Source organism: Microbacterium proteolyticum (genome assembly GCF_029639405.1).
GTDB lineage: Bacteria > Actinomycetota > Actinomycetes > Actinomycetales > Microbacteriaceae > Microbacterium.
Map to the genome: position 1 here is coordinate 1,236,706 of NZ_CP121274.1, position 21,534 is coordinate 1,258,239.

Genomic DNA, 21,534 nt, shown 5'->3' on the forward strand with positions numbered 1-21,534 from the left:
CCCGTCGACCCCGAGGAGGCCTTCCCGTGCTGGCATTCCTCGGCGCCTTCGCCCTCGTCCCGATCCTTCTGCCGTTCCTCGTGGCGAAGATCGGCGCCCGCGCCTTCTACGTCGCGGCGGTCCTCCCCGCCCTGGCGTTCGCGCACGCGATCGTGCTCGCGCCCACGGTGCTGTCCGGCGGCATTCCCTTCGAGGAATACAACTGGATCCCCGGTCTCGGCGTCTCGCTGTCGATGCGGATGGACGTGCTCGGCTGGCTCCTGACCCTCGTGGTCACCGGGGTCGGCGCGCTCGTCATGCTCTACTGCCGCTGGTACTTCCGCGGGAAGACGCAGGGCGTGGGTCAGTTCTCCGCGGTGCTGCTCGCCTTCGCGGGGGCGATGTACGGACTCGTGCTCACCGACGACATCGTCGTGCTGATCATGCTGTGGGAGATCACGAGCGTGCTGTCGTACCTGCTCATCGGCTACTACCACGGCCGTGCCGCGAGCCGCCGTGCGGCCCTGCAGGCACTACTGGTCACCACGCTCGGCGGCCTCGTGATGCTGATCGGCGTCGTCCTCATCGTCGTGCAGTCCGGCACGACGAGCCTGTCGACGATCCTCGCCGCACCGCCGGTCGGCCCGGTCGTCGATGTCGCGGTGCTCCTCCTGCTCGTCGGCGCGCTCAGCAAGTCCGCGATCTTCCCGTTCCACTTCTGGCTGCCCGGCGCCATGGCGGCGCCGACGCCGGTCAGCGCCTACCTGCACGCCGCCGCGATGGTGAAGGCGGGCATCTACCTGATCGCGCGCCTGGCGCCCGGGTTCGCCGACACCCCGCTCTGGCGTCCGACGCTCATCGCGCTCGGTGTCTTCACGATGCTGCTCGGCGGCTTCCAAGCGCTGCGCGAACGCGACCTCAAGCGCATCCTGGCGTTCGGCACGGTGAGCCAGCTCGGCTTCCTGACGATCATGCTCGGGTACGGAACCCGGGATGCCGCCCTCGCCGGCGTCGCTCTGCTGCTCAGCCACGCGCTGTTCAAGTCGTGCCTCTTCCTCATCGTCGGCGTCATCGACCGTCAGCTCTCCACCCGTGACATCGGGGAGCTCTCCGGTCTCGGGCGCCAGGCGCCCGTCATGGCCACCGCGGCCTTCCTCTCCATCGCGTCGATGGCGGGCGTCATCCCGACACTCGGCTTCGTCGCGAAGGAGACCGCGCTGACAGCTCTCCTGCACGAAGCGACGGAGGGGGCCGGCTGGGGGGTCGTCGCACTCGTGGGCGTCGTCGCCGGCTCCGCGCTGACGGCGGCGTACGGCATCCGGTTCCTGTGGGGGGCGTTCTGGACCAAGCGCGCGGTCGAGCGCACCGAATGGCCCGACCCGCCGATCGGGTTCCTCGCCTCGCCCGTGCTGCTGGCGACGGCGTCGCTCGCGCTCGGCTTCCTCGCACCGCTGGTCGACGGGTGGCTCGCGCCCTACGCCGACACCGTGCCCGAGGCGACGCCCGGCGTCCCCGCGCCCGATCACGTCTACCACCTCGCTCTCTGGCACGGTCTCGAGCCCGCGCTGTTCGTCTCGCTCGGCACCCTCGCGCTCGGCGCGGGCATCTTCTGGCTCGTCCGCCGCACGCAACTGCACAAGCGCAAGCGCCTGCTGCCGTTCACCGCGAACGACGTCTACAACCTGGCCCTGCGCGGCATCGACCGCTCGTCCGAGTGGACGACCGCGCGATTCCAGCGCGGATCGCTGCCGTTCTACGTCGGCACGATCTTCGTCGTGCTCGTCGTGGCCGAGGGCACCGCGCTCGTGGCATCCGATGAGTGGCGCGCACAGCTCGACGCCTGGCAGTCGCCCGCGCAGCTCCTGGCCGCGCCCGTCATGATCGCGGCCGGGATCCTCGCGGTCCGCGCCCCGAAGCGGTTCACGGGTGTCGCGCTGGTGTCTGTCACCGGTCTCGGCATGGTGGTGCTCTTCGCCACGAGCGGCGCCCCCGACCTCGCCCTGACGCAGGTGCTGATCGAGACCATCACGCTCGTGGTGTTCGCGCTGGTCCTGCGGCGCCTGCCCGCCCGGATGGGGGAGCACAACGCCTCGGTCGCGCCCCTCGCGCGCGCGGCGCTCGGCGTCGGCGTCGGACTCACGATGGCGCTCGTCGCCGTCGTCGCCACCGGCGCGCGGCAGGACGCCCCGATCTCCCTCGAGTGGCCCGCGCTCGCATACGAGATCGGCCACGGGCGCAACGTCGTCAACGTCGCCCTGGTCGACCTGCGCGGGTGGGACACGATGGGCGAGCTGTCGGTGCTCATCCTCGCGGCCACAGGCGTGGCATCCCTCGTCTTCATCACCGACCGCAGCGACAACCTGTCGCGCCGACGCTCGGGAACCGCGCGCAGCCGCGTAGGCCTCGGGCGTCGCCGGCCGCTGGTCGAGACCGACAACGGCGTGCGCGCGCAACGCGCGGGCGAAACCGACGCCCCCCGCGCCTGGCTGGTGTCGGGCGCGAAGGTGCAGCCCGAGAACCGCTCCATCCTGATGGAGATCATCATCCGCGTGCTCTTCCACGCGATCATGCTCATCTCGATCTATCTGCTCTTCGCCGGTCACAACCTCCCCGGCGGCGGCTTCGCCGGCGGGCTCGTCGCGGGCATGGGGCTCGTGATGCGCTACATCGCCGGCGGCCGCTGGGAGCTCGGCGCAGCCGCTCCCACCGACGCCGGACGCCTGCTCGGAGCCGGTATGGCCCTGGCGGTCCTGTGCGCGATCGTGCCGCTGTTCTTCGGCTTCGCGCCGCTGCAGAGCTTCACGTTCGAGGGCGAGCTGCCCCTCATCGGGCACTGGGAGTTCGTCACCAGCACGATCTTCGACATCGGCGTCTACCTGGTCGTGATCGGCCTCGTGCTCGACGTGCTCCGCAGCCTCGGCGCCGAGGTCGACCGGCAGTCCAAGGACGCCGCCGACACCGAGGCGGTGACGGTGCCGTGAGCGTCTCGTTCGTCCTGATCGTCGTCATGGCGGTGCTCTTCGCGTGCGGCGTGTACGCGATGCTCGAGCGCAGCCTCACGCGCGTGCTCATCGGCTTCCTGCTGCTGGGCAACGCCGCGAACCTCCTGCTGCTGATCGTCATGGGCCAGCCCAAGATCGCGCCCTTCTACGACGGCGGCACCACGGATTCCGCCGACATGTCCGACGCGCTCCCGCAGGCCCTCGCGCTCACGGCGATCGTCATCACCTTCGGCATCTCGGCCTTCCTCCTGGCTCTGATCTACCGTTCCTGGCAGCTGGGTCAGGCCGACACCGTCGTCGACGACGCCGAGGACATCGCCATCCGCGCGCGGACGGCATCCGAGCCCGAGGATGCCATGGACGAGGAGTCCCGCTCGGACGACGAGGACGTCACCACCGACTTCGTCGGCGACGCGGTGTCGCCGATCCGGGTGCTGCACCAGGGCGACCTCTCGCAGCTGATCGACGACGCCCCGGTGGACCGTGTGGCGGTGGGCCGCGACCGGCCGCAGGGCGACACCCGTCGCCCGGAGGGCTCCGCTTCCTCCGACGACGACACCCGCGACCCGGAAGACGGTGATCGCCCGTGAGCGCCCTGGTCCCCCTGCTCGTCGGCATCCCCCTCTTCGGTGCCGCGATCAACCTCGTCTTCGGGCGGCGCAAGAAGACGCAGATCGTCGTGTCGGTCCTGTCGCTCGCGACCGTGCTCGTCCTCGGCGCGATCCTGCTGGTCGCCGTCGACACGAACGGCCCGATCGCGGTGGCCATCGCGGGGTGGCAGATCCCGCTCGGCATCGTCCTGTACGTCGACGTGCTCGCGGCACTCCTCGTGGTGGTCACGTCGATCGTGCTGCTCGCGGTCCTGCTCTTCTCGATCGGGCAGGGGGCCGCCGACAACGACGAGGACACCCCCGTCTCGATCTTCTACCCGGCCTACCTGATCCTGGGCGCGGGCATCTTCAACGCCTTCATCGCCGGCGACCTGTTCAACCTCTACGTCGGCTTCGAGATCCTGCTCGTCGCGTCGTACGTGCTGATCACGCTCGGCAGCACCGAGTCGCGCATCCGCACCGGCGTCGTCTACATCGTCGTGTCGCTGGTGTCGTCGATCCTGTTCCTCGCCGCGATCGCGATGGTCTACGGCGCGCTCGGCACGGTCAACATGGTGCAGATCAGCGAGCGGATGGCCCAGCTCCCGCAGGACGTGCAGACGATCCTCCACCTCATGCTGCTGCTCGCGTTCGCGATCAAGGCGGCCGTCTTCCCGCTGTCGTTCTGGCTGCCCGACTCCTACCCGACCGCCCCCGCCCCCGTCACGGCGGTGTTCGCGGGCCTGCTGACCAAGGTCGGCGTCTACGCGATCATCCGCACCGAGACGCAGCTGTTCGTCGACAACGACCTGAACTTCCTGCTGATGATGGTCGCGCTCGCAACGATGATCGTCGGCATCCTGGGAGCCGTCGCGCAGGCCGAGCTCAAGCGCATCCTGTCGTTCACGCTGGTCAGTCACATCGGCTACATGATCTTCGGGCTGGCGATCAACACCCCGCTCGCGGTGGGCGCGACGATCTACTACATCGTCCACCACATCATCGTGCAGACGACGCTGTTCCTCGCCGTGGGCCTCATCGAACGCCGCGCGGGCAGCACGTCGATCCTCAAGGTCAAGGGCCTCATGCGAGCGGCGCCGGTGCTGGCGGTGCTGTACTTCATCCCGGCGGTCAACCTGGGCGGACTCCCGCCGTTCTCGGGATTCATCGGCAAGTACGCGCTGTTCGACGCCGCCGCCCAGGTGGGCACGCCCGTGATGATGGTGCTGATCGTCGGCGGTATCGCGACCTCGATCCTCACGCTCTACGCCCTGATGCGCGCGTGGAACCTGTCGTTCTGGCGCGAGGAGAACGACTCCACCGAGACGCTCGAACGGATCGCCTACCTCGGCAACGCCCCGGCCGCGGCCATCTCGACCGAGCGCCGCACGATCCCCCGCATCATGACCGCCGCGACCGCCGGCATGGTGGCCGTGACCGTCGCGCTGACCGTCTTCGCCGGCCCCCTTCTCGACGTCTGCCTGCGCGCGGGCGAGCGCATCACCGACGGCATCACGCTCGTGCAGCTGCAGGACCAGGAGGCGGAGCAGTGAGCCCCTCGCGTCGTTCCCAGGTCGGCTTCTTCCTGCACCAGCTGCCCTTCTTCCTCGTCCTCGTCGCCCTGTGGATGCTGCTGTGGGGCCAGTTCACCTGGCTCGCCTTCCTGACCGGAGTCGGTGCGGCGATCTTCGTGACCCGCGTGTTCCGGCTGCCCCCGGTCGACCTGTCCGGGCGGTTGAACCTCTGGTACGGCCTGGTCTTCGTCGTGACGTTCTTCGCCGCCGTCGTGCGCGGCTCGCTCGTGGTGGCCTGGCAGGTCCTGGACTTCCGGCGTCCGCCCGGCGCCGCGATCATCGCCGTCCCGCTCCGGGTCGACGACGACGTGATCATGGCGCACACGGCGGTCACGGCATCCCTCATCCCCGGTTCGCTCATCGTCGACGTCGACCGCGAGGGACGCACGCTGTTCCTCCACACCATCGGGGTGCGCAGCGATGAGGATGCCGAGCACCAGCGCCGCGTCGTGCTCGGCTGGGAAGCGCGGATCACGCGCGCCGTGGGGTCTCGCGCGCAGCTCGCCGACCTCCGGCGCCAGATCGCCGCGGCCGACGACCACGCCCACCTCGGTGCCGAGACGCCCCGTGACGGACGGACCCCGCTATGACCGCACTCGTCGTCGTCATCCTGATCGTCTTCGCCGTCGCCGCGGTGCTGGCGCTGATCCGGCTCGTCGTCGGCCCGTCGATCCTCGACCGCGCGGTCGCCGCCGACGTCCTGCTCACCGAGGTGGTGTGCATCCTCGGCGCCGACATGGTCATCAACCACCACACCCGGTCACTGCCGGCGATGCTCATCATCGCCGCGGTCGGCGTCTTCGGGTCGATCGCCGTCGCGCGATTCGTCGCACGGAAGGAGAACCCCCGGTGACCCTGGAGTCGGTCCTCGACGTCGTCGCGCTCGTGCTCGTGCTGATCGGTGCGGTGCTGTGTCTCACGGCGACCATCGGGTTGCTGAGGTGGCCCGACGTCCCCTCGCGCCTGCACGCGGCGACCAAGCCGCAGGTGCTCGGCGTGCTGCTCGTCGTCACGGCGGTCGTGCTGTCGGTGCGCACGTGGGAGGCGCTGGCCTTCGGCATCCCGATCGTCCTCATCCAGTTCGCCACGGCGCCCCTCGCCGCGCACATGGTCGGCCGCGCCGCGTACCGCAACCGCACGATGGACGAGCAGGGCCTCTACGTCGACGACCTGCAGCACCGCACCGAGGAGGGCGGCTCGATCGCCGCACCCTCGCGTCCCGAGAGCTGAGCGCGGCGCCGGGGTCGGCAGGGCACCGCGGCTGCGCGGTGGTTGCGCTGCGCCGCGATCGCGCTCCCGCACGCGGGCTCGCCGCCCCACGCATAAACACTTCTCGCTCGCATAAACGCGATGAGAGAGCGTTTATGCGAGCGAGAAGTGTTTATCGAGCGGATGCCACGGCTCGATGCATCGGCCCGGGCGGCGCTGCGATGGCGCCGACCCGGGCCGCGCGTCAGCCGAGGGCGACCGGCTCGGGGTGGCGCTCGGCGTCGGCCGACTCCTGCAGCGCCGACTTCGCGCGCAGCGGGGGCGTCCGGAAGAACAGCGTCAGCACGAAGGCGATGAGCGCCACCCCCATCGCGACCCAGTACACCGCGACGGTCGACTGGTTGAACGACACCAGCAGCGGCTTGGTGAGTCGCGGGTCGGCGCCGTTGAGGAACGACGTGTCATCCATGGTGCTGCTGTCGAACGACGACTCCGACGACCCCGACATGTTGTCGATGATCTGCGGGACGGCCTGGTCGACGAAGGCGCGTCGCGCGGTGGCGTCCGAGAAGTCGAGCGTCACGGTGCCGTCCGCGGCGACCTCCGCGACGGGGAGCTGCTGCTGGATCGCGGCGGCCGCCTGCTGGATCGCCTGTTCCTGCGCGGCCGCGGTCACCTGCGCCTGCGCGGCGGCGGGGATCGTCCCTGCGGCGACCTGCTGCGCGACGGCGTCCGCGGCGGCGGTCTTGGCCTGCTCCACGCCCTGCTGCGCGCCGGTCAGTGCACCGTCGGTGAGCTTCTCGACGAACGGGTCGTAGACCTTCGACATGATGCCCGCGTTGGCCGGCGCGCTCGCGACGGTCGGGTCGAGGGCGGCATCCAACGCATCGGTCAGCGTGCCCTGGTCGCGGAAGTTCGTCTGCAGGTTCAGCGGCACGAGCGCGAACAGGAGCGACAGGAGCACGGCGGTGCCCAACGTTCCACCGATCTGACGGAAGAACGTGGAACCCGAGGTGGCCACGCCGATGTCGCGCGGGCCGACGGAGTTCTGCGAGGCGATCGTGAGCGTCTGCATCAGCTGACCGAGGCCGAGGCCGATGAGGAGCATCGCTCCGGCGATCTGCCAGTACGACGTGTCGTACCGGATGAACGTCAGCGTGAAGAAGCCGAGCGCCATGAAGGCGGTGCCGATCGTGGGAAAGATCCGGTAGTGCCCGGTGCGCGAGATGATCTGGCCGCTCACGATCGACGAGATCATGAGGCCGAGGATCATCGGCAGCAACTGGATGCCGCTCTCGGTCGGGCTCGAGCCGAGCACGAGCTGCAGGTACAGCGGCAGGGTCAGCATGGCGCCGAACATCGCAAAGCCGACGAAGACTCCGATGATCGTCGCCATCGAGAACGTGGAGGAGCGGAAGAGCTTCAGCGGGATGAGCGCGTCGTCCTTCATGCCGCGCTCGATCAGGATGAACGCCAGGATGCCGAGGGCCCCGACGACGTAGCAGGCGATCGAGATGGGCGAGGTCCAGCCCCACTCGCGGCCCTGCTCGGCGACGAGCAGCAGGGGGACCAGCGCGATGATGACCGCCATCGCACCGAACCAGTCGATGCGCACGGCCCCGTGCGGGTGGCGGGGGATGTGCAGGAACCGCAGCACGATCGCGAGGGCGACGAGTCCGATCGGCACGTTGATGAGGAACACCCAGCGCCATCCGGCGAGGAAGAGGATCTCGGGCGCTCCGGCAAACAGGCCGCCGACCAGCGGTCCGATGACCGAGGAGATGCCGAAGACGGCGAGGAAGTAGCCCTGGTACTTGGCGCGTTCGCGGGGAGCGAGGATGTCGCCCATGATCGCGAGCGGCATCGACATGAGGCCACCGGCGCCGAGTCCCTGGATGGCGCGGAAGGCCGAGAGCTCGATCATCGACGTGGAGAAGCTCGCCGCGATCGACCCGACGATGAAGATCGCGATGGCGATGATGAAGAGCGGGCGGCGGCCGAAGATGTCGGAGAGCTTGCCGTAGATCGGCGTCGCGATCGTGGACACGATCAGGTAGGCGGTGGTCACCCACGCCTGCTGGCTGAGACCGTTCAGGTCGTCGCCGATCGTGCGGATCGCGGTTCCCACGACGGTCTGGTCGAGCGCGGACAGGAACATGCCCGCCATGAGCCCGAAGATGACGAACAGGATCTGGCGGTGAGTCATCACCGGGGTGCTTCGGGTGGTCGGGGTCGACACGGCAGCAGTGGTCACGTTTCCTCGGAAGGGCGAAGGGGGCCGACAGGAAGGCCGCGCGAGAGGGCGGGCGCGGCTCGGGCGGGGCCGGAGGAGGGAGGCCGCCGGCGCCGAAAAGAAGTTGTGTTTTGTCAACTATAAGGGCGTCGAGGCGCTGCGCATTCCCGTTCGCCCCGAGTTCAGATGTCGGCTTCCCGCGCGTCGCTCGCCGCCTGGGGCGAGGCCGCGCCCTCGGCCGGCTCGGGTGTCTCGGGGCGGGCTTCGAGTTCGCCCGTCTCCCGCTCTTCGCGCCGACCCTCGGCGAGGAAGGCGAGACGGTTGAGGCATTCGTGGTTGCGGAGCACCAGCAGAGGGCGCCACAGGATGCCGGGGAGCACCGCCGGCAGCCCCGACACGGGCTCCTCCGCGATGGTGACGGCGATGCCGTCCCCGTGCGGGCGCACGTCGAACCGGATGACTCCGCGGCCCAGCAGCCCGGCCCTGGGGCGCAGGCGGACCCGCCGCGGCGGGTCCCACTCGACCATCTCGGTGGTGTCGTGGATCATCACGGGCCAGACGCCGAGCGAGTGGTGGATGCGCGCGCCCTCCTGCGGCCATTCCGGGTCGACGTCGCGCATGCGCGCCGCCCCCACGACCCACACCGGGTACAGCCAGCCGTCCGCGAGCACGGCGAACAGGTCGTCGGGGGTGCAGCGCATCAGGCGGGTGTTGCGGGCGGCCATGGCATCCCTCCGTGATCGTCGTGTCCCGACCCTATGTCGCGGCCACCCCTCGGCGCACGGTCTTGACGGCGCGTGCGCAGCCGCGTGCGCGACGGCACCGCGAGGCCGCGTACGTGACGGCACCGAAAAACGGTATCGGCGGTGGGAAACGACGGGACGTGCCGTTTCCCACCGCCGACGCCGTTTCTCGCGAAAGCCGCCGAGTGCGGGACTCAGCCGATCAGGCTGGGCTGGAGGTCGCGGAGCGTGCGGTGGTGCGTCATGCGCGTCACGCCGATCGCCGCGAGCAGCACGCCCCCGACCATCCACGCGCCGAGCACGAGCAGGTCGGGACCGACGCGGCCGATGTCGCCTCCGTACATCACCTGGCGCATGGCATCCACGACGTACCCCATGGGCAGCACGTGGTGCAGGGCGGCGAGCGGGCCGGGCAGGGTCTGCCACGGGAACGTGCCTCCGGCCGTCACGAGCTGCAGCACCATGAGCACGAGCCCCAGGAACTGACCCACGGATCCGAGCCACACGTTCAGGGCGAGCACGATCGCCGCGTACGTCGCCGAGGCGAACAGCAGGATGCCGAGCGCCGCCCACGGGTTCGCGAACGAGAACTGCAGCGCGACGGCGAGGACGGTGAACAGGCCCACCATCTGCACCGCGCCGAGACCGGCCGGGGTGAGCCATCCCGCCAGCGTCACGCGGAAGGGCGAGCGCAGCGCCGTCACCGCGCGCTTGGAGACGGGCTTCACGATGAGGAACAGGGCGTAGATGCCGATCCAGCCGGCGAGGGCGGCGAAGAACGGGGCGAGACCGGCGCCGTAGTTCTGGGCCTTCGTGACGGCGCTCGTGCCGACCGCGACGGGGTCGCTGATGGCGGCGGCCTGGGCCTGCCGCGTGGCGTCGTCGGAGTCGGGGATCTGCGCGACGCCCTCGGCCAGGCCGTCCCGAAGCTGCGTGGCCCCGTCGGCGAGCTGGCCGATTCCGCTGTCGAGCTGGCTCGCGCCGTCGCGCAGCTGAGCGGCGCCGGAGGCCGCGCTGCTCGCACCGTCGGCGAGGGCGGACGCTCCGTCGGCCGCGGTGGAGGCTCCGGATGCCACCTGGGCACTGCCCGCGGCGACCTGCCGCGCCCCGTCGTCGAGGGTGTTGATCTGCTGGACGGTCTCCTGCACGCGGGTGTTCGCGGCCTCGAGACGGTCGCCGACCGGATCGAGGCGGGAGAGGATCTCATCGATGCGCTGCTGATCGAGTCCGGCGTCGGCGAGGGCCTTCGCGATGTCGGCGCGCGCCTGCGGCAACTGGGCGGCCGCGTCGCCGGCGATCGTCCCCACCTGGCGGGCGGCCGCGTCGATCCGGTCGACACCGCCCGCGACCTGCTGCGCACCGTCGGCGACCTGCGCCGAGCCGTCGCGGAGCTGCGCGGTACCGTCGCGGAGCTGCGCCGCACCGTCCGAGAGCTGGGCGGTCCCGTCGGCGAGCTGCGTCGAGCCGGAGACGAGCTGGGCGGAGCCGTCCTTGGCTGTCGCGAGACCGTCGACGAGCTGGGTCGCCCCGGTGGTGGCATCCACGAGCTTGACGCGGATCGTGTGAAGGGCGTCGAGCAGGGTCCCGCTGGCTTCGTCGATCACCTTCTGCGCGACGGAGGTCTGGATGCGGGCGACCGCCTGCGTCCCGATCGTGGAGGCGAGGTAGTTGTTGGCGTCGTTGGTGCGCAGCTCGATGTCGGCCTGCCGGGGCGTGTCGGTCGACAGCGAGGCCACGGCATCCGTGAAGTCGGTCGGCAGGGTCACGATGAAGTCGAAGTCGCCCGTCTGCAGGCCCGCGTCGGCCTGGTCGGACGACACGCGGTGCCACTCGAACGTGCCGTCGTCGAGCAGCTGCTCGGCCGCTTCGTCGCCGAGGTTGCGCTGCTCGCCGTTGACCTCCCCGCCCTGGTCGTCGACCACGAGAGCCACCGGCACGTTCGAGAGGTTGCCGTAGGGGTCCTGGTTCGCCCACAGGTACAGGCCGCCGTAGAGGATCGGCACGGCCAGGAGCGCCACGAGCGCGATCACCGACATGCGCGTCGACGTGAGGCGGCGCAGTTCCGCCGCGATCATCTGGGGGATCTTCACCGGGCGTCCTCCTTCTCGGTGTCGACGGTCTCGAGCGCCGTGCGCGAGGCGTGCCCCGCGATCACGAGGACGGCGTACCCGCGCTCGGCGAACTCCTGGGCGATGCGCCACCAGGCCGCGGGCTCGCCGCCGTGCCGGTCGGGCGCGACGAGCACGAGGCCTTCGACGTCCTTCCGCAGGGCTGCGAGCTCCAGCAGCAGCCGGATCCGCGCGGATGCATCGACGTTGCCGATCGGCAGGGCTGCCAACGAGTCGAGCCCGAGCCCTTCGAGCCACCGCTGCGCGGCGAAGGGCGTGGGCGCCTGACCCGCGAACATCAGCTCTTCCGCGACGACACCGGTGACGGTGACGTTGGACTCCGGCTCCGACACGACGGGGGCGTCGACGAGGGCGACACGGCGGCGGATGGCCCCGGCATCCACGCGTCCGTCGATCGTGACGGATCCGCTGTCGATCTTCATGCGACCGGATGCCACGAGCCCGAGCACCGTGGGGCGCTGCTCGGTCTCGGCGACGGCGAGGGTCGCCCGCCCGGTCTCGTACGAGGTGGAGGTCTCGGGGAGGGCGCGCTGCGCCCGTCCTTTCGCGACCGCGTCGAGCACGATCTTCATTGCGCCTCCAGGTCGGGGTGCTGATCCATCAGGTCTCGGGCTTCGGTCCACGACAGTCCGGCGATGCCGAGGACGGCGGTGACGGCGATCGAGCGGGCGGTCGCCGATTCGGCATCCACCCGGGCGATCACCATGCGGCCGGTCTCTTCGAGCAGGCGCGACAGGGTCGGCGCGGGCAGGTCGGTCCGCAGCTCGCCGGAGTCCTGCCCGCGGCGGACGATCGCGTCGATCCGGCGGCGCAGCGGCGCCAGGGCGGCGGAGGTCTCGGGCAGATGGGCGTCGTCGAGGGCGAGAGCGGCCGCGGCCTGGACGTGCGCGGCCTCGCGCCACAGCTCGGACGCGAGGCGCGCGAGTGCGAGACGGGAGTCGGCGTCGTCGATGCGGTCGGCGATGGCGTTGAAGCGCGCAGCTCCCGCCGCGATCACCTCGCGGACGATGGCGTTGCGGTCGTCGAAGTGGCCGTACAGCGCGCGGCGCGAGAGTCCGGCGCGGGCGGCGATCGCCGCGATGGAGGCGTGCGGGTCGTGGCCGATCGCCGCGGTGGCGGCATCGACGATGCCGGCGCGGTTCTCGACGGCGTCGCGGCGGCGGGCAGGTGTGGACACGGGTCCTCAGTGTACGCCACAACTTGCACTTACGTGTGCACTTTCTTGCTCCGCCTGCGCCCAGGTTCGGGGGCCCATTTCACGTGAAGTGGCTGAGATCACCCGCGGTGGCGCGGCATGAGGGGTGACCTCGACCAGTTCACGTGAAATGGGGCGCGGGGCGCGGGGTGCGGGGCGCGCGGCGCACGGCCCACGCCGCCCGGGCGCGCAGCACGGGACCGACGCGCGCAGCACGACGCCGCCCGGCCGGGACGGCGGGCGGCGTCGGGGAGGTGCGTCAGTCGGTGCCGGAGTCGAACGCGGCGGACTCGCCCGCGGCGTCGGTCGCGTCGGCCAGGCGCTCGCCCTCGGCCGAGAGGGGTGCGGCCGGTTCGATGATCTCGCGGGCGCCACCGGCGGCGACGTCGCCGACGAGCTCACCGGTCGGACCGCCGATGAGCCCGAGCGCCGCGTACTGCTCGAGGCGCGCGCGCGAGTCGGCGATGTCGAGGTTGCGCATCGTGAGCTGGCCGATGCGGTCGACGGGACCGAACGCGGCGTCGCCGACGCGCTCCATCGACAGCTTCTCGGGCGAGTACGACATCCCGGATGCCACGGTGTCGAGGATCGTGTAGTCCTCGCCGCGGCGCAGGCGCACGGTGACCGAACCGGTGATGGTCGAGCCGACCCACTTCTGGATCGACTCGCGCAGCATGAGCGACTGCGGCTCGAGCCAGCGGCCTTCGTACATGAGACGACCGAGGCGGCGGCCCTGCTCGTGGTAGGTCGCGAGGGTGTCCTCGTTGAGGATGCTGTTGACGAGGCGCTCGTAGGTGAGGAAGAGCAGCGCCATACCGGGGGCCTCGTAGATGCCGCGCGACTTGGCCTCGATGATGCGGTTCTCGATCTGGTCGCTCATGCCGAGACCGTGGCGGCCGCCGATCGTGTTCGCCTCGCGCACGAGTTCGACGGGGTCGGCGAAGCGCGTGCCGTTGATCGCGACGGGGCGACCGGCCTCAAACTCGACGGTGACGTCTTCGGTCTCGATCTCGACCGCGGGATCCCAGAACCGGACGCCCATGATCGGCTCGACGATCTCTAGCGACACGTCGAGGTGCTCGAGGGTCTTGGCCTCGTGCGTGGCGCCCCAGATGTTGGCATCCGTCGAGTACGCCTTCTCGGCGCTGTCGCGGTAGGGGAAGTCATGGGCGACGAGCCACTCGCTCATCTCTTTGCGGCCGCCGAGCTCGGTGACGAAGTCGGCGTCGAGCCACGGCTTGTAGATGCGGAGCGCCGGGTTGGCGAGCAGGCCGTAGCGGTAGAACCGCTCGATGTCGTTGCCCTTGTAGGTGGAGCCGTCGCCCCAGATGTCGACGCCGTCCTCTTTCATCGCGCGGACGAGGAGCGTGCCGGTGACGGCGCGGCCGAGCGGCGTGGTGTTGAAGTACGTGCGTCCGCCCGAGCGGATGTGGAACGCGCCGCACGCGAGGGCGACGAAGCCCTCTTCGACGAGCGCGGTCTTGCAGTCGACGAGGCGCGAGATCTCGGCACCGTACTGCGTGGCGCGGCCCGGGATGGAGGCGATGTCGTCTTCGTCGTATTGACCGAGGTCGCCGGTGTACGTGCAGGGCACGGCGCCCTTGTCGCGCATCCACGCGACGGCCACCGAGGTGTCGAGACCACCCGAGAAGGCGATGCCGACGCGCTCGCCGACGGGAAGGGACTGCAGGACCTTGGACATGCCCTCGATTCTATTCGGGACGGATGCCGCGGCCCGAAACGTCGGCGGTGGCGACCGCCGACCCCCGTACCCGCCCGATCGCGACGGCGCCGATCGCGACGACCACGATCGTCACGGCGATGCCGATGATGTAGCCGACGACGCTGCCCCAGCTGCTCTCGTACGGATTCAGGAAGGGGTAGGGGTACCAGTAGGGCGCACCGGTGCTCGGGTTGGTGATGAAGTTCGCACGCAGAAGCGTGTAGACGATCCACACGATCGGGAAGATCGCCGCGCCGAGGGCCGCTTTCCAGGGGAGACGCCGCCGGCACGGCCCGAAGAACAGGTCGAGCAGGAGGAACAGCGGCCCCCACACGTGCATGATCTCGTTCGACCAGCCCACCGTTTCGGGCTGGAGCGGGAGACCGCGCAGGAGCAGGTTGTAGACGACGCCGGTGATGACCATGTAGGTCGACACCCACGCGAGGGCGGCCGCGAGGGCGAGCGGATCCAGCTCGAGGCGTCGGCCCCGCGAGAGGAACCGGACGCCCGCCCAGGTCAGGACGACGACGCTGGCGGTGTTGGAGAGGATCGTGAAGAAGCTGAAGAAGTTCGTCACGGTGGTGAGCACGTCGCGGCCGCCGTCGACGGCGCCGGCGACGGTGGAGACGAACTGGGCGACGATCGCGGCGACGATAAGCGCGGCCATCGCGAGGCGGAGAGCAGTCCAGACGGTGGCCCAGGTGGGGGAGCGGAGCATGCGCCCAGGGTAATGACGCCGCGGCGACGCTGGGTGGGCTTGTGGACAACCCCGGGAGGGTGTGTCGGGACCGCTCGATAGGATGGGGTGTACCGCCGGATAACACGCGAGGAGCGCACATGCCCGGAATCGTGATCGTCGGCGTCCAGTGGGGCGACGAAGGCAAGGGCAAGGCCACCGACTTGCTCGGTGAGCGCACCGACTGGGTGGTGAAGTTCAACGGCGGCAACAACGCGGGGCACACCGTCGTCATCGGAGACGAGAAGTACGCCCTGCACCTGCTGCCCAGCGGCATCCTGTCTCCCGGGGTGACCCCCGTCATCGGCAACGGCGTGGTCATCGACCTCGAGGTGCTCTTCTACGAGCTCGAGGCGCTCAACGCCCGCGGTCTCGACACGAGCCGTCTGCGCATCAGCGCCAACGCGCACATCATCACGCAGTACCACCGCACGCTCGACAAGGTCACCGAGCGCTTCCTCGGCAAGCGCATGATCGGCACGACCGGTCGGGGCATCGGCCCTGCCTACGCCGACAAGATCAACCGCGTGGGCATCCGCGTGCAGGATCTGTTCGACGAGAACATCCTGCGGCAGAAGGTCGAGGGAGCCCTCGACCAGAAGAACCACCTGCTCGTGAAGATCTTCAACCGCCGTGCGATCACCGCCGACGAGGTCGTCGACGACCTGCTGTCGTACGCCGAGCGCGTCCGCCCGATGGTCAGCGACACCTCGCTCCTGCTGAACAACGCCCTGGATGCAGGTGACGTCGTCGTCTTCGAGGGCGGCCAGGCCACCATGCTCGACGTCGACCACGGTACCTACCCGTTCGTCACCTCGTCGTCCGCGACGGCCGGTGGCGCCTCGACCGGCTCGGGCGTCGGCCCGAACCGCCTGGACCGCATCGTCGGCATCGTCAAGGCGTACACGACCCGCGTCGGATCCGGTCCTTTCCCGACCGAGCTGTTCGACGAGAGCGGCGACTGGCTGCGCTCGCGCGGCTTCGAGTTCGGCACCACGACGGGCCGTCCCCGTCGCGTCGGCTGGTACGACGCCCCGATCACGCGGTACGCCACGCGCATCAACGGCATCACCGACCTCGTCCTCACCAAGCTCGACATCCTCGGCGGTCTCGAGCAGATCCCCGTGTGCGTCGCCTATGACGTCGACGGGGAGCGGTACGACGACCTGCCGGTGAACCAGACCGACTTCCACCACGCGAAGCCGATCCTCGAGTACCTGCCCGGGTGGAGCGAAGACATCTCGACCGCGCGCACGTTCGACGAGCTGCCGCAGACGGCGCAGGACTACGTGCTCGCGCTCGAGGCGATGAGCGGGACGCGCATCTCGGTCATCGGCGTCGGTCCGGCGCGCGACCAGGTCATCGTCCGCCACGATCTGATCGACTGACGTGCGGTTCTGGGTCGGCGCGTACGCCCCCGACGCGGGGTCTGCCGAGGGCATCGGCATCCTGCGGGCCGGTGACGTCGACTCGGTCTGGGCCTCCGGTCCCCTCGGCATGGTCGGCACCGCCGTCGCCGCGCCGGGTTCACCGTCGTGGGTCGCCCCGCACCCGCAGCTCGACGTCCTGTACGCGGCGCTCGAGGCCGAGGGCACGGTGCAGGCGTACCGCCGCACCGGTGAGACGCGCCTCGCCCCGCTCGGCGCGCCCGTACACGCCGGCGAGGCCGTGTGCCACGTCGCCGTCGTCCCCGACGGATCGTTCCTCGTGGCGAGTTGCTGGGGCGACGGTCGCGTCGTCCGCATCGCCCTGGATGCCACGGGCCGCCCCTCATCGCCCGTGATCGCCGCCGCGGCGAACGACCCGTACGGCTCCACCGTCGACCCGTTCGTCGTCGAGACCGGGGCGGCCGTCTCGGGCGCCGCGGTGCCCGACCTCGCTGCCGCGGCGCGCGCCCTGCGCGAGGCGGCGGGCGCGGAGTTCGGGCACCTCGTTCCCGAGTACGACGCCGTGCCCGAGACGGATGCCGAGTCGGAGGAGGCGGCCGCGGGTGCGCGCGTCTCCCGCGCGCACGAGACGATCATCCTTCCGCGTGGGCTCCTGGCCACCACCGACATGGGTCTCGACCTCGTGCGGTTCTGGCGTTCGAGCGGGGCCGGTCTGCGTCTCGTCCAGGAGGTGGTGCTGCCGAAGGGCAGCGGGCCGCGCCACGGGGTCTGGCATCCCTCCGGTCACCTGTACATCGTGACCGAGCTCAGCCGCGAGGTGTTCGTCCTGACCCCGGATGCCGAGGGGCGCTGGCGCGTCCTGTCGGGCGAGCCGCTGCTCGGCACGCTCGACGGCGACACCGCCGCCGAGCTCTGCACCAGCCGCGACGGCACCACGCTCTACGCCGGAGTGCGCGGCAGCGACACGATCGGCGTGCTCGCCGTGCGCGGCGCGGGCGAGGCGCTGCAGCTCACCGCGCTCGCCGAGGCCGGCACGCATTGGCCGCGGCATCACGTCGTCGTGAACGACACGCTGCTCGTGGCCGGTCAACTCGCCGACGAGATCGTTTCGCTCCCGCTGGACGCTCGCACGGGCGTCCCGGGCCGGGTGCGCCACCGCACGGCGTCCCCCTCGCCGACGCGCCTGCTGCCCCTGCGCTGAGCGAACGACATCGGCGCCCCACCGCGAGGTGAGGCGCCGAGTCGGCTTCAGGAGGTGGGGATCCACACCCGCATCGTCGAGGGCCCGCGATTGCCCCAGTCGTGGTAAGCCACGAGGGGAACGGCATCCGCGTCGGCGACCTCGGGTGCCGTCGACTCCCGGTACGGCCACCGGTCGGTCGGGACGACGCGGTGACCGACGCGGACCCACACCCGTCCGTCGCGTTCGAACGGCGCGGGGTCGCCGATGAGGCACACGTCGCCCACGTCGTCGATGCCCGACACGTCGGTCGATTCCAGAGCCAGCACCTCGGGCCCGCGTTCGACGGCGACGCAGCCGCGCACCGCGTCGATGCGGGGGTCGGGAGTGACCACGCGCGGCGCCATGGGGAGCTCGAGCTCGATGACGTCGCCGGCGCGGAATTCGCGACGCACCCGGGCGACCCCCGGGGCCACCGCGTGCGTGTCGACCAGTTCCCCGCCCGAGCGGATGGCGATGTGCGCGCCCTCCGCCCACTGCGGCACGCGCAGCGACAGCGTCCACTCGCCCGCGGCGTCGTCGTTCACCGTGACGCGGATGGTGCCGTCCGCGGGGTACACGGTCTCGACGTCGAGCGACACGGGGCGGCCGTCGTCGAGCACGGTCCGGATCTGCGCCGGGGCGTACTGGTGGAGCTGGATGCCATCGGCATCCGCCGTGGCGATGTAGGCGTCGAGGCTCGCGAGGGTGCGCGCGACGTTCGGCGGGCAGCAGGACACCTCGAACCACGGCGCCCGCAGCGACGACGACGCGCGCGGGGAGGTGCCGTCTGGGTCGGCGACCACGCCGGGGACCCGCTGGTGCAGGGTGTTGGCGTAGAAGAAGCTGCGTCCGTCCGCCGCGGGCGAGGTCGCCACGACGTTGTACAGGGTGCGCTCGATGAGGTCGGCGTACGCCGCGTCGCCGTCGTTGAGCAGCAGTCGCCAGGAGAACATCACCGAGGCGATGCCGGCGCAGGTCTCGGAGTAGGCGCGGTCCGGAGGCAGCTCCCAGTCCACCCCGAACGCCTCGTCCTGGTGGTGCGAGCCCTGACCGCCCGTGATGTACGTCCGGCGACCGCGCGTGCGGTCCCACTGGCGGCGGAGGGAGGTGAGCAGCGCCTCGTCGGCGGTGTCGACCGCCACGTCCACGGCACCCGCGGCGAGGTAGTTGGCCCGCACCGCGTGGCCGCTGAGAGCCTCGGCGTCGCGCACCGGGACGTCGTCCTGGAAGTAGGTGCGGCCCCACTCGATGTCGCGGAGCGTCTCGTGGCCGCGGCGCGAGACGAACAGCGCTGCCTGGTGTCCGTAGCGCGGCTCCCCGGTCACGCGAGCGAGCTCGGCCAGGGCCGTCTCGATCTCGGGGTGACCGCAGAAGGCCGGGATGCCGTCGGGTCCGAACACGTCGCACACGAGGTCGGCGGCACGGCGGGCGATGGTCAGCAGCCCGTCGTCGGCCCCCGGCCGCGTCCGCTCGCGCGCCACGGCCGCCTGGAAGAGGTGCCCGAGGCAGTACAGCTCGTGGCCCCATTCGAGGTCGGACCAGCGGGGCTGCTGCCCGGGGCGGCCGAACTCGGTGTTCAGGTAGCCGTCGGACTCCTGGGCGGCGGCGACGCGGGCGACCACGTCCCGGAAGGTGCGCTCGAGGTCGGCGTCGTCGCTGCGGCCGATCTCCCATGCGGCGGCTTCGAGGAACTTGTAGACCTCGGAGTCGGAGAACTCCCGGCCGTGGCGGCCGGCGGGGAGCCGGCCCGCGGCCGCGAGGTCGAAGTTGGGCAGCCAGCCCTCGGACTCGAGGCGGCCGAGGATGTGGCTGAGCGTGTGGGCGGCGTTCACGCGCTGCCGGTCGCCCCAGAACCCGCCCGTGATCCGGACCTCGCCGAGGCCGAGCGGGCGCAGTGCCGAGCGCGGCGGGACGACGGGGGCGATCACGATTCCGGGGGAGGCGACGTCGAGCGGACGGGAGGGGAGGGTGGTGGACATGGTCATCCCTTGAAGGCGCCGGACATGAAGCCGCGCACGTAGTGACGTTGGAGGATCAGGAACAGGACGATGCACGGCAGCGCCAGGACGACGACTCCGGCTTCGGTGACGCCGTAGTCGATGACGCCCATGGTCTGGCCGCGGAGGTTCGCGACGGCCAGGGGCAGCGTGATCTTGGACTGGTCGTTGATGAGGATCAGGGGGGCGATGAAGTCGTTCCACGCGGTGAGGAAGGCGAACAGGCCCACGGTGATGAGCCCGGGCTTGACCGCGGGGAGCAGCACGCGGCGCAGGGCTGAGAAGCTCGTGCAGCCGTCGACGAGGGCCGCCTCATCGAGTTCGCGCGGGACGGACTCGAACGAGATGCGCATCATGAACATCGAGAACGGAAGCTGGAACATCGTCAGGACCAACGCGACGCCCACGAGCGAGTTCTGGAGCCCCACCGCGTTCAGGATCACGTAGAGCGGGATGAGCAGCGTGGCGTAGGGGACCATCAGGATCGCCAGCACCAGCAGGAACAGCATGTTCTTGCCCGGGAACGAGAAGCGCGCGAACGCGTAGCCGCCGAAGAACGACACGGTGAGCGTCAGCGCGACGGTCAACACCGACACGAACAGCGAGTTGCCCAGGTGCACCCAGATCCCCGACTGGAAACTCGCCAGCTTGGCGTAGTTGGCGAACCCCCACCCGTCGACCTGGCTGGTCCCCGCCTGCGGGCTGACGGATGCCACGCCCGTCCACACCAGCGGGTACAGGAAGATGATCGCCAGCGCGCCGGTGAAGATCTTCGAGGGGAGTCCCCAGAGCACGGGGCCCTGGGAGCGACGGCGACGGCCCGTGGATCCCGGTGCGACGATCGCTCGCGTGCTCAGGGTCGCGGGGCGGGCGGGAGTGTCGGTCAGGGCCATGTCAGGCCTCCTCGGTGCGGCGGAACGCGCGCAGCTGCACGACGTTGATGACGACGAGCGCGACCAGGATGATCACCGACAGCGCGGCGGCGATGCCGAGGCTGTTCTGACCCTGGAAGGCGATGTTGTAGATGAGCTGGACCACCGTCATGGTGCTGTTGTCGGGTCCGCCCTTGGTCAGGATGTAGAACTGGTCGAACGCCAGGAGCGAGCCGGTCACGCACATCACGGTTGTCAGCGCGAAGGTGGGCCGCAGCAGCGGCACGGTGATGTCGCGGAAGATCTGCCAGCGGCTCCCGCCGTCGATGCGGGCGGCTTCGTAGATGTCCTCCGGGATGCCTTGGAGACCCACGAGCAGCAGCAGCATGTAGAAGCCGGCGAAGCGCCAGACGATGAGGAACACCGTCGACCACAGCGCGCCCTCGGGGGAGCCGAGGAACGTGATCCCCCACGACTGCATGAGGCCCGCGAAGGGCCCAGCGATGGGGGAGTAGAGCACGTAGAAGAGGAGGGATGCCGAGGCCAGGCCCAGCGCGCTCGGCAGGAGGAACGCGGTGCGGAGGAACCCCTTCCAGGCGGTGGACTCCTGGACGAGGAGCGCGAGCCCCAGGCCCAGGCCGATCAGGAGCACCGTCGTGATCACGGTGTACAGCACCGTGAACCGCACCGAATCCCAGAAGAGGCGGTGGTTGACGGCATCCGCGAAGTTCTCGGGGAAGTTCGGACCCATGTTCCCGCGCAGGAGGGGCCAATCGGACCCGGACATCTGCAGGACCAGGAGCAGGGGGATGACGAAGAGGGCGACCACGAACAGTGCCGTCGGGGCGGCGTAGAGCCAGCCCTGGACGGGGCCGCCGAGCGCGGAGCGCGCGTACCGGCGGGGGCGCCGGGTCGAGAGGGAGAGAGCCACGGTGTTCCTTC

Annotated in this window: 18 protein-coding genes; 8 read left to right on the forward strand and 10 right to left on the reverse strand. The window is 70.5% G+C overall.

Annotated features, from left to right (window positions below; genetic code table 11):
- Positions 1–26 precede the first annotated feature (26 nt).
- The 6 genes from P8R59_RS06575 to mnhG are packed head-to-tail and all read left to right on the forward strand — an operon-like array spanning position 27 to position 6,375.
- On the forward strand, positions 27–2,960 hold the full coding sequence (locus tag P8R59_RS06575; protein WP_278103246.1) for a Na+/H+ antiporter subunit A: 2,934 nt from the start codon (positions 27–29) through the stop codon (positions 2,958–2,960).
- Complete coding sequence (locus P8R59_RS06580; RefSeq protein ID WP_278103247.1) at positions 2,957–3,571, forward strand: Na(+)/H(+) antiporter subunit C; 615 nt, start codon at positions 2,957–2,959, stop codon at positions 3,569–3,571. The genes P8R59_RS06575 and P8R59_RS06580 overlap by 4 nt, the downstream gene beginning before the upstream one ends.
- Positions 3,568–5,124: a Na+/H+ antiporter subunit D gene (locus P8R59_RS06585; RefSeq protein ID WP_278103248.1), complete on the forward strand. Its 1,557-nt coding sequence runs from the start codon at positions 3,568–3,570 to the stop codon at positions 5,122–5,124. The genes P8R59_RS06580 and P8R59_RS06585 overlap by 4 nt, the downstream gene beginning before the upstream one ends.
- The gene (locus P8R59_RS06590) at positions 5,121–5,735 is read left to right on the forward strand and encodes a Na+/H+ antiporter subunit E (protein ID WP_278103249.1); all 615 of its coding nucleotides are present in this window, start codon (positions 5,121–5,123) and stop codon (positions 5,733–5,735) included. Before P8R59_RS06585 ends, P8R59_RS06590 begins: the two co-directional genes overlap by 4 nt.
- A complete protein-coding gene (locus tag P8R59_RS06595) occupies positions 5,732–5,998 on the forward strand; it encodes a monovalent cation/H+ antiporter complex subunit F (RefSeq protein ID WP_077051008.1) in 267 nt (88 codons plus the stop codon). Before P8R59_RS06590 ends, P8R59_RS06595 begins: the two co-directional genes overlap by 4 nt.
- Before the next feature lie 2 nt (positions 5,999–6,000).
- Positions 6,001–6,375 carry a monovalent cation/H(+) antiporter subunit G gene (gene mnhG / locus P8R59_RS06600; RefSeq protein ID WP_077051387.1) on the forward strand — a complete coding sequence of 125 codons (375 nt, stop codon included), beginning with the start codon at positions 6,001–6,003 and terminating at the stop codon, positions 6,373–6,375.
- Between the two features lie 223 nt (positions 6,376–6,598).
- Here mnhG and P8R59_RS06605 read toward each other — a convergent pair whose 3' ends face one another.
- The 7 genes from P8R59_RS06605 to P8R59_RS06635 form a co-directional block, all read right to left on the reverse strand.
- Positions 6,599–8,560 (reverse strand): MDR family MFS transporter, encoded by a 1,962-nt coding sequence (locus tag P8R59_RS06605; RefSeq protein WP_278103795.1) that lies wholly within the window; start codon positions 8,558–8,560, stop codon positions 6,599–6,601.
- A gap of 209 nt (positions 8,561–8,769) precedes the next feature.
- Positions 8,770–9,312 carry an SRPBCC family protein gene (locus P8R59_RS06610; protein WP_278103250.1) on the reverse strand — a complete coding sequence of 181 codons (543 nt, stop codon included), beginning with the start codon at positions 9,310–9,312 and terminating at the stop codon, positions 8,770–8,772.
- A gap of 212 nt (positions 9,313–9,524) precedes the next feature.
- The gene (locus P8R59_RS06615) at positions 9,525–11,420 is read right to left on the reverse strand and encodes a YhgE/Pip domain-containing protein (RefSeq protein WP_278103251.1); all 1,896 of its coding nucleotides are present in this window, start codon (positions 11,418–11,420) and stop codon (positions 9,525–9,527) included.
- Positions 11,417–12,031, reverse strand: coding sequence for a hypothetical protein (locus P8R59_RS06620; protein WP_278103252.1), 615 nt, complete (start codon positions 12,029–12,031; stop codon positions 11,417–11,419). Before P8R59_RS06620 ends, P8R59_RS06615 begins: the two co-directional genes overlap by 4 nt.
- On the reverse strand, positions 12,028–12,636 hold the full coding sequence (locus P8R59_RS06625) for a TetR family transcriptional regulator (protein ID WP_278103253.1): 609 nt from the start codon (positions 12,634–12,636) through the stop codon (positions 12,028–12,030). The genes P8R59_RS06620 and P8R59_RS06625 overlap by 4 nt, the downstream gene beginning before the upstream one ends.
- Positions 12,637–12,913: 277 nt before the next feature.
- The gene (argG, locus tag P8R59_RS06630) at positions 12,914–14,356 is read right to left on the reverse strand and encodes an argininosuccinate synthase (protein WP_278103254.1); all 1,443 of its coding nucleotides are present in this window, start codon (positions 14,354–14,356) and stop codon (positions 12,914–12,916) included.
- 10 nt (positions 14,357–14,366) lie between these two features.
- The gene (locus P8R59_RS06635) at positions 14,367–15,095 is read right to left on the reverse strand and encodes a Pr6Pr family membrane protein (RefSeq protein WP_278103255.1); all 729 of its coding nucleotides are present in this window, start codon (positions 15,093–15,095) and stop codon (positions 14,367–14,369) included.
- 119 nt (positions 15,096–15,214) lie between these two features.
- Between P8R59_RS06635 and P8R59_RS06640 the strand changes: the two genes are divergently transcribed.
- The gene (locus P8R59_RS06640) at positions 15,215–16,501 is read left to right on the forward strand and encodes an adenylosuccinate synthase (RefSeq protein ID WP_278103256.1); all 1,287 of its coding nucleotides are present in this window, start codon (positions 15,215–15,217) and stop codon (positions 16,499–16,501) included.
- Position 16,502: 1 nt separating this feature from the next.
- Positions 16,503–17,702, forward strand: a complete 1,200-nt coding sequence (locus tag P8R59_RS06645) for a lactonase family protein (RefSeq protein WP_278103257.1) — start codon at positions 16,503–16,505, stop codon at positions 17,700–17,702.
- Positions 17,703–17,749: 47 nt separating this feature from the next.
- Here the strand turns inward: P8R59_RS06645 and P8R59_RS06650 are convergent, their stop codons facing one another.
- Genes P8R59_RS06650 through P8R59_RS06660 form a run of 3 tightly spaced genes read right to left on the reverse strand, consistent with a single transcriptional unit; the run spans position 17,750 to position 21,523 of the window.
- Entirely contained in the window at positions 17,750–19,702 is a 1,953-nt protein-coding gene (locus P8R59_RS06650) for a glycoside hydrolase family 127 protein (RefSeq protein ID WP_278103258.1), read from the reverse strand.
- 2 nt (positions 19,703–19,704) lie between these two features.
- Positions 19,705–20,613: a carbohydrate ABC transporter permease gene (locus P8R59_RS06655; RefSeq protein WP_278103259.1), complete on the reverse strand. Its 909-nt coding sequence runs from the start codon at positions 20,611–20,613 to the stop codon at positions 19,705–19,707.
- Between the two features lies 1 nt (position 20,614).
- On the reverse strand, positions 20,615–21,523 hold the full coding sequence (locus P8R59_RS06660) for a carbohydrate ABC transporter permease (protein WP_278103260.1): 909 nt from the start codon (positions 21,521–21,523) through the stop codon (positions 20,615–20,617).
- Between the last annotated feature and the right edge of the window lie 11 nt (positions 21,524–21,534).

Excerpts from the sequence above, each read along its gene's own strand:
- P8R59_RS06595 (WP_077051008.1), top strand. The coding sequence starts at position 5,732 with ATGACCGCACTCGTCGTCGTCATCCTGATCGTCTTCGCCGTCGCCGCG.
- P8R59_RS06605 (WP_278103795.1), bottom strand. The coding sequence starts at position 8,560 with ATGACTCACCGCCAGATCCTGTTCGTCATCTTCGGGCTCATGGCGGGC.
- P8R59_RS06610 (WP_278103250.1), bottom strand. The coding sequence starts at position 9,312 with ATGGCCGCCCGCAACACCCGCCTGATGCGCTGCACCCCCGACGACCTG.
- P8R59_RS06620 (WP_278103252.1), bottom strand. The coding sequence starts at position 12,031 with ATGAAGATCGTGCTCGACGCGGTCGCGAAAGGACGGGCGCAGCGCGCC.
- argG (WP_278103254.1), bottom strand. The coding sequence starts at position 14,356 with ATGTCCAAGGTCCTGCAGTCCCTTCCCGTCGGCGAGCGCGTCGGCATC.
- P8R59_RS06635 (WP_278103255.1), bottom strand. The coding sequence starts at position 15,095 with ATGCTCCGCTCCCCCACCTGGGCCACCGTCTGGACTGCTCTCCGCCTC.
- P8R59_RS06640 (WP_278103256.1), top strand. The coding sequence starts at position 15,215 with ATGCCCGGAATCGTGATCGTCGGCGTCCAGTGGGGCGACGAAGGCAAG.
- P8R59_RS06650 (WP_278103258.1), bottom strand. The coding sequence starts at position 19,702 with ATGTCCACCACCCTCCCCTCCCGTCCGCTCGACGTCGCCTCCCCCGGA.
- P8R59_RS06655 (WP_278103259.1), bottom strand. The coding sequence starts at position 20,613 with ATGGCCCTGACCGACACTCCCGCCCGCCCCGCGACCCTGAGCACGCGA.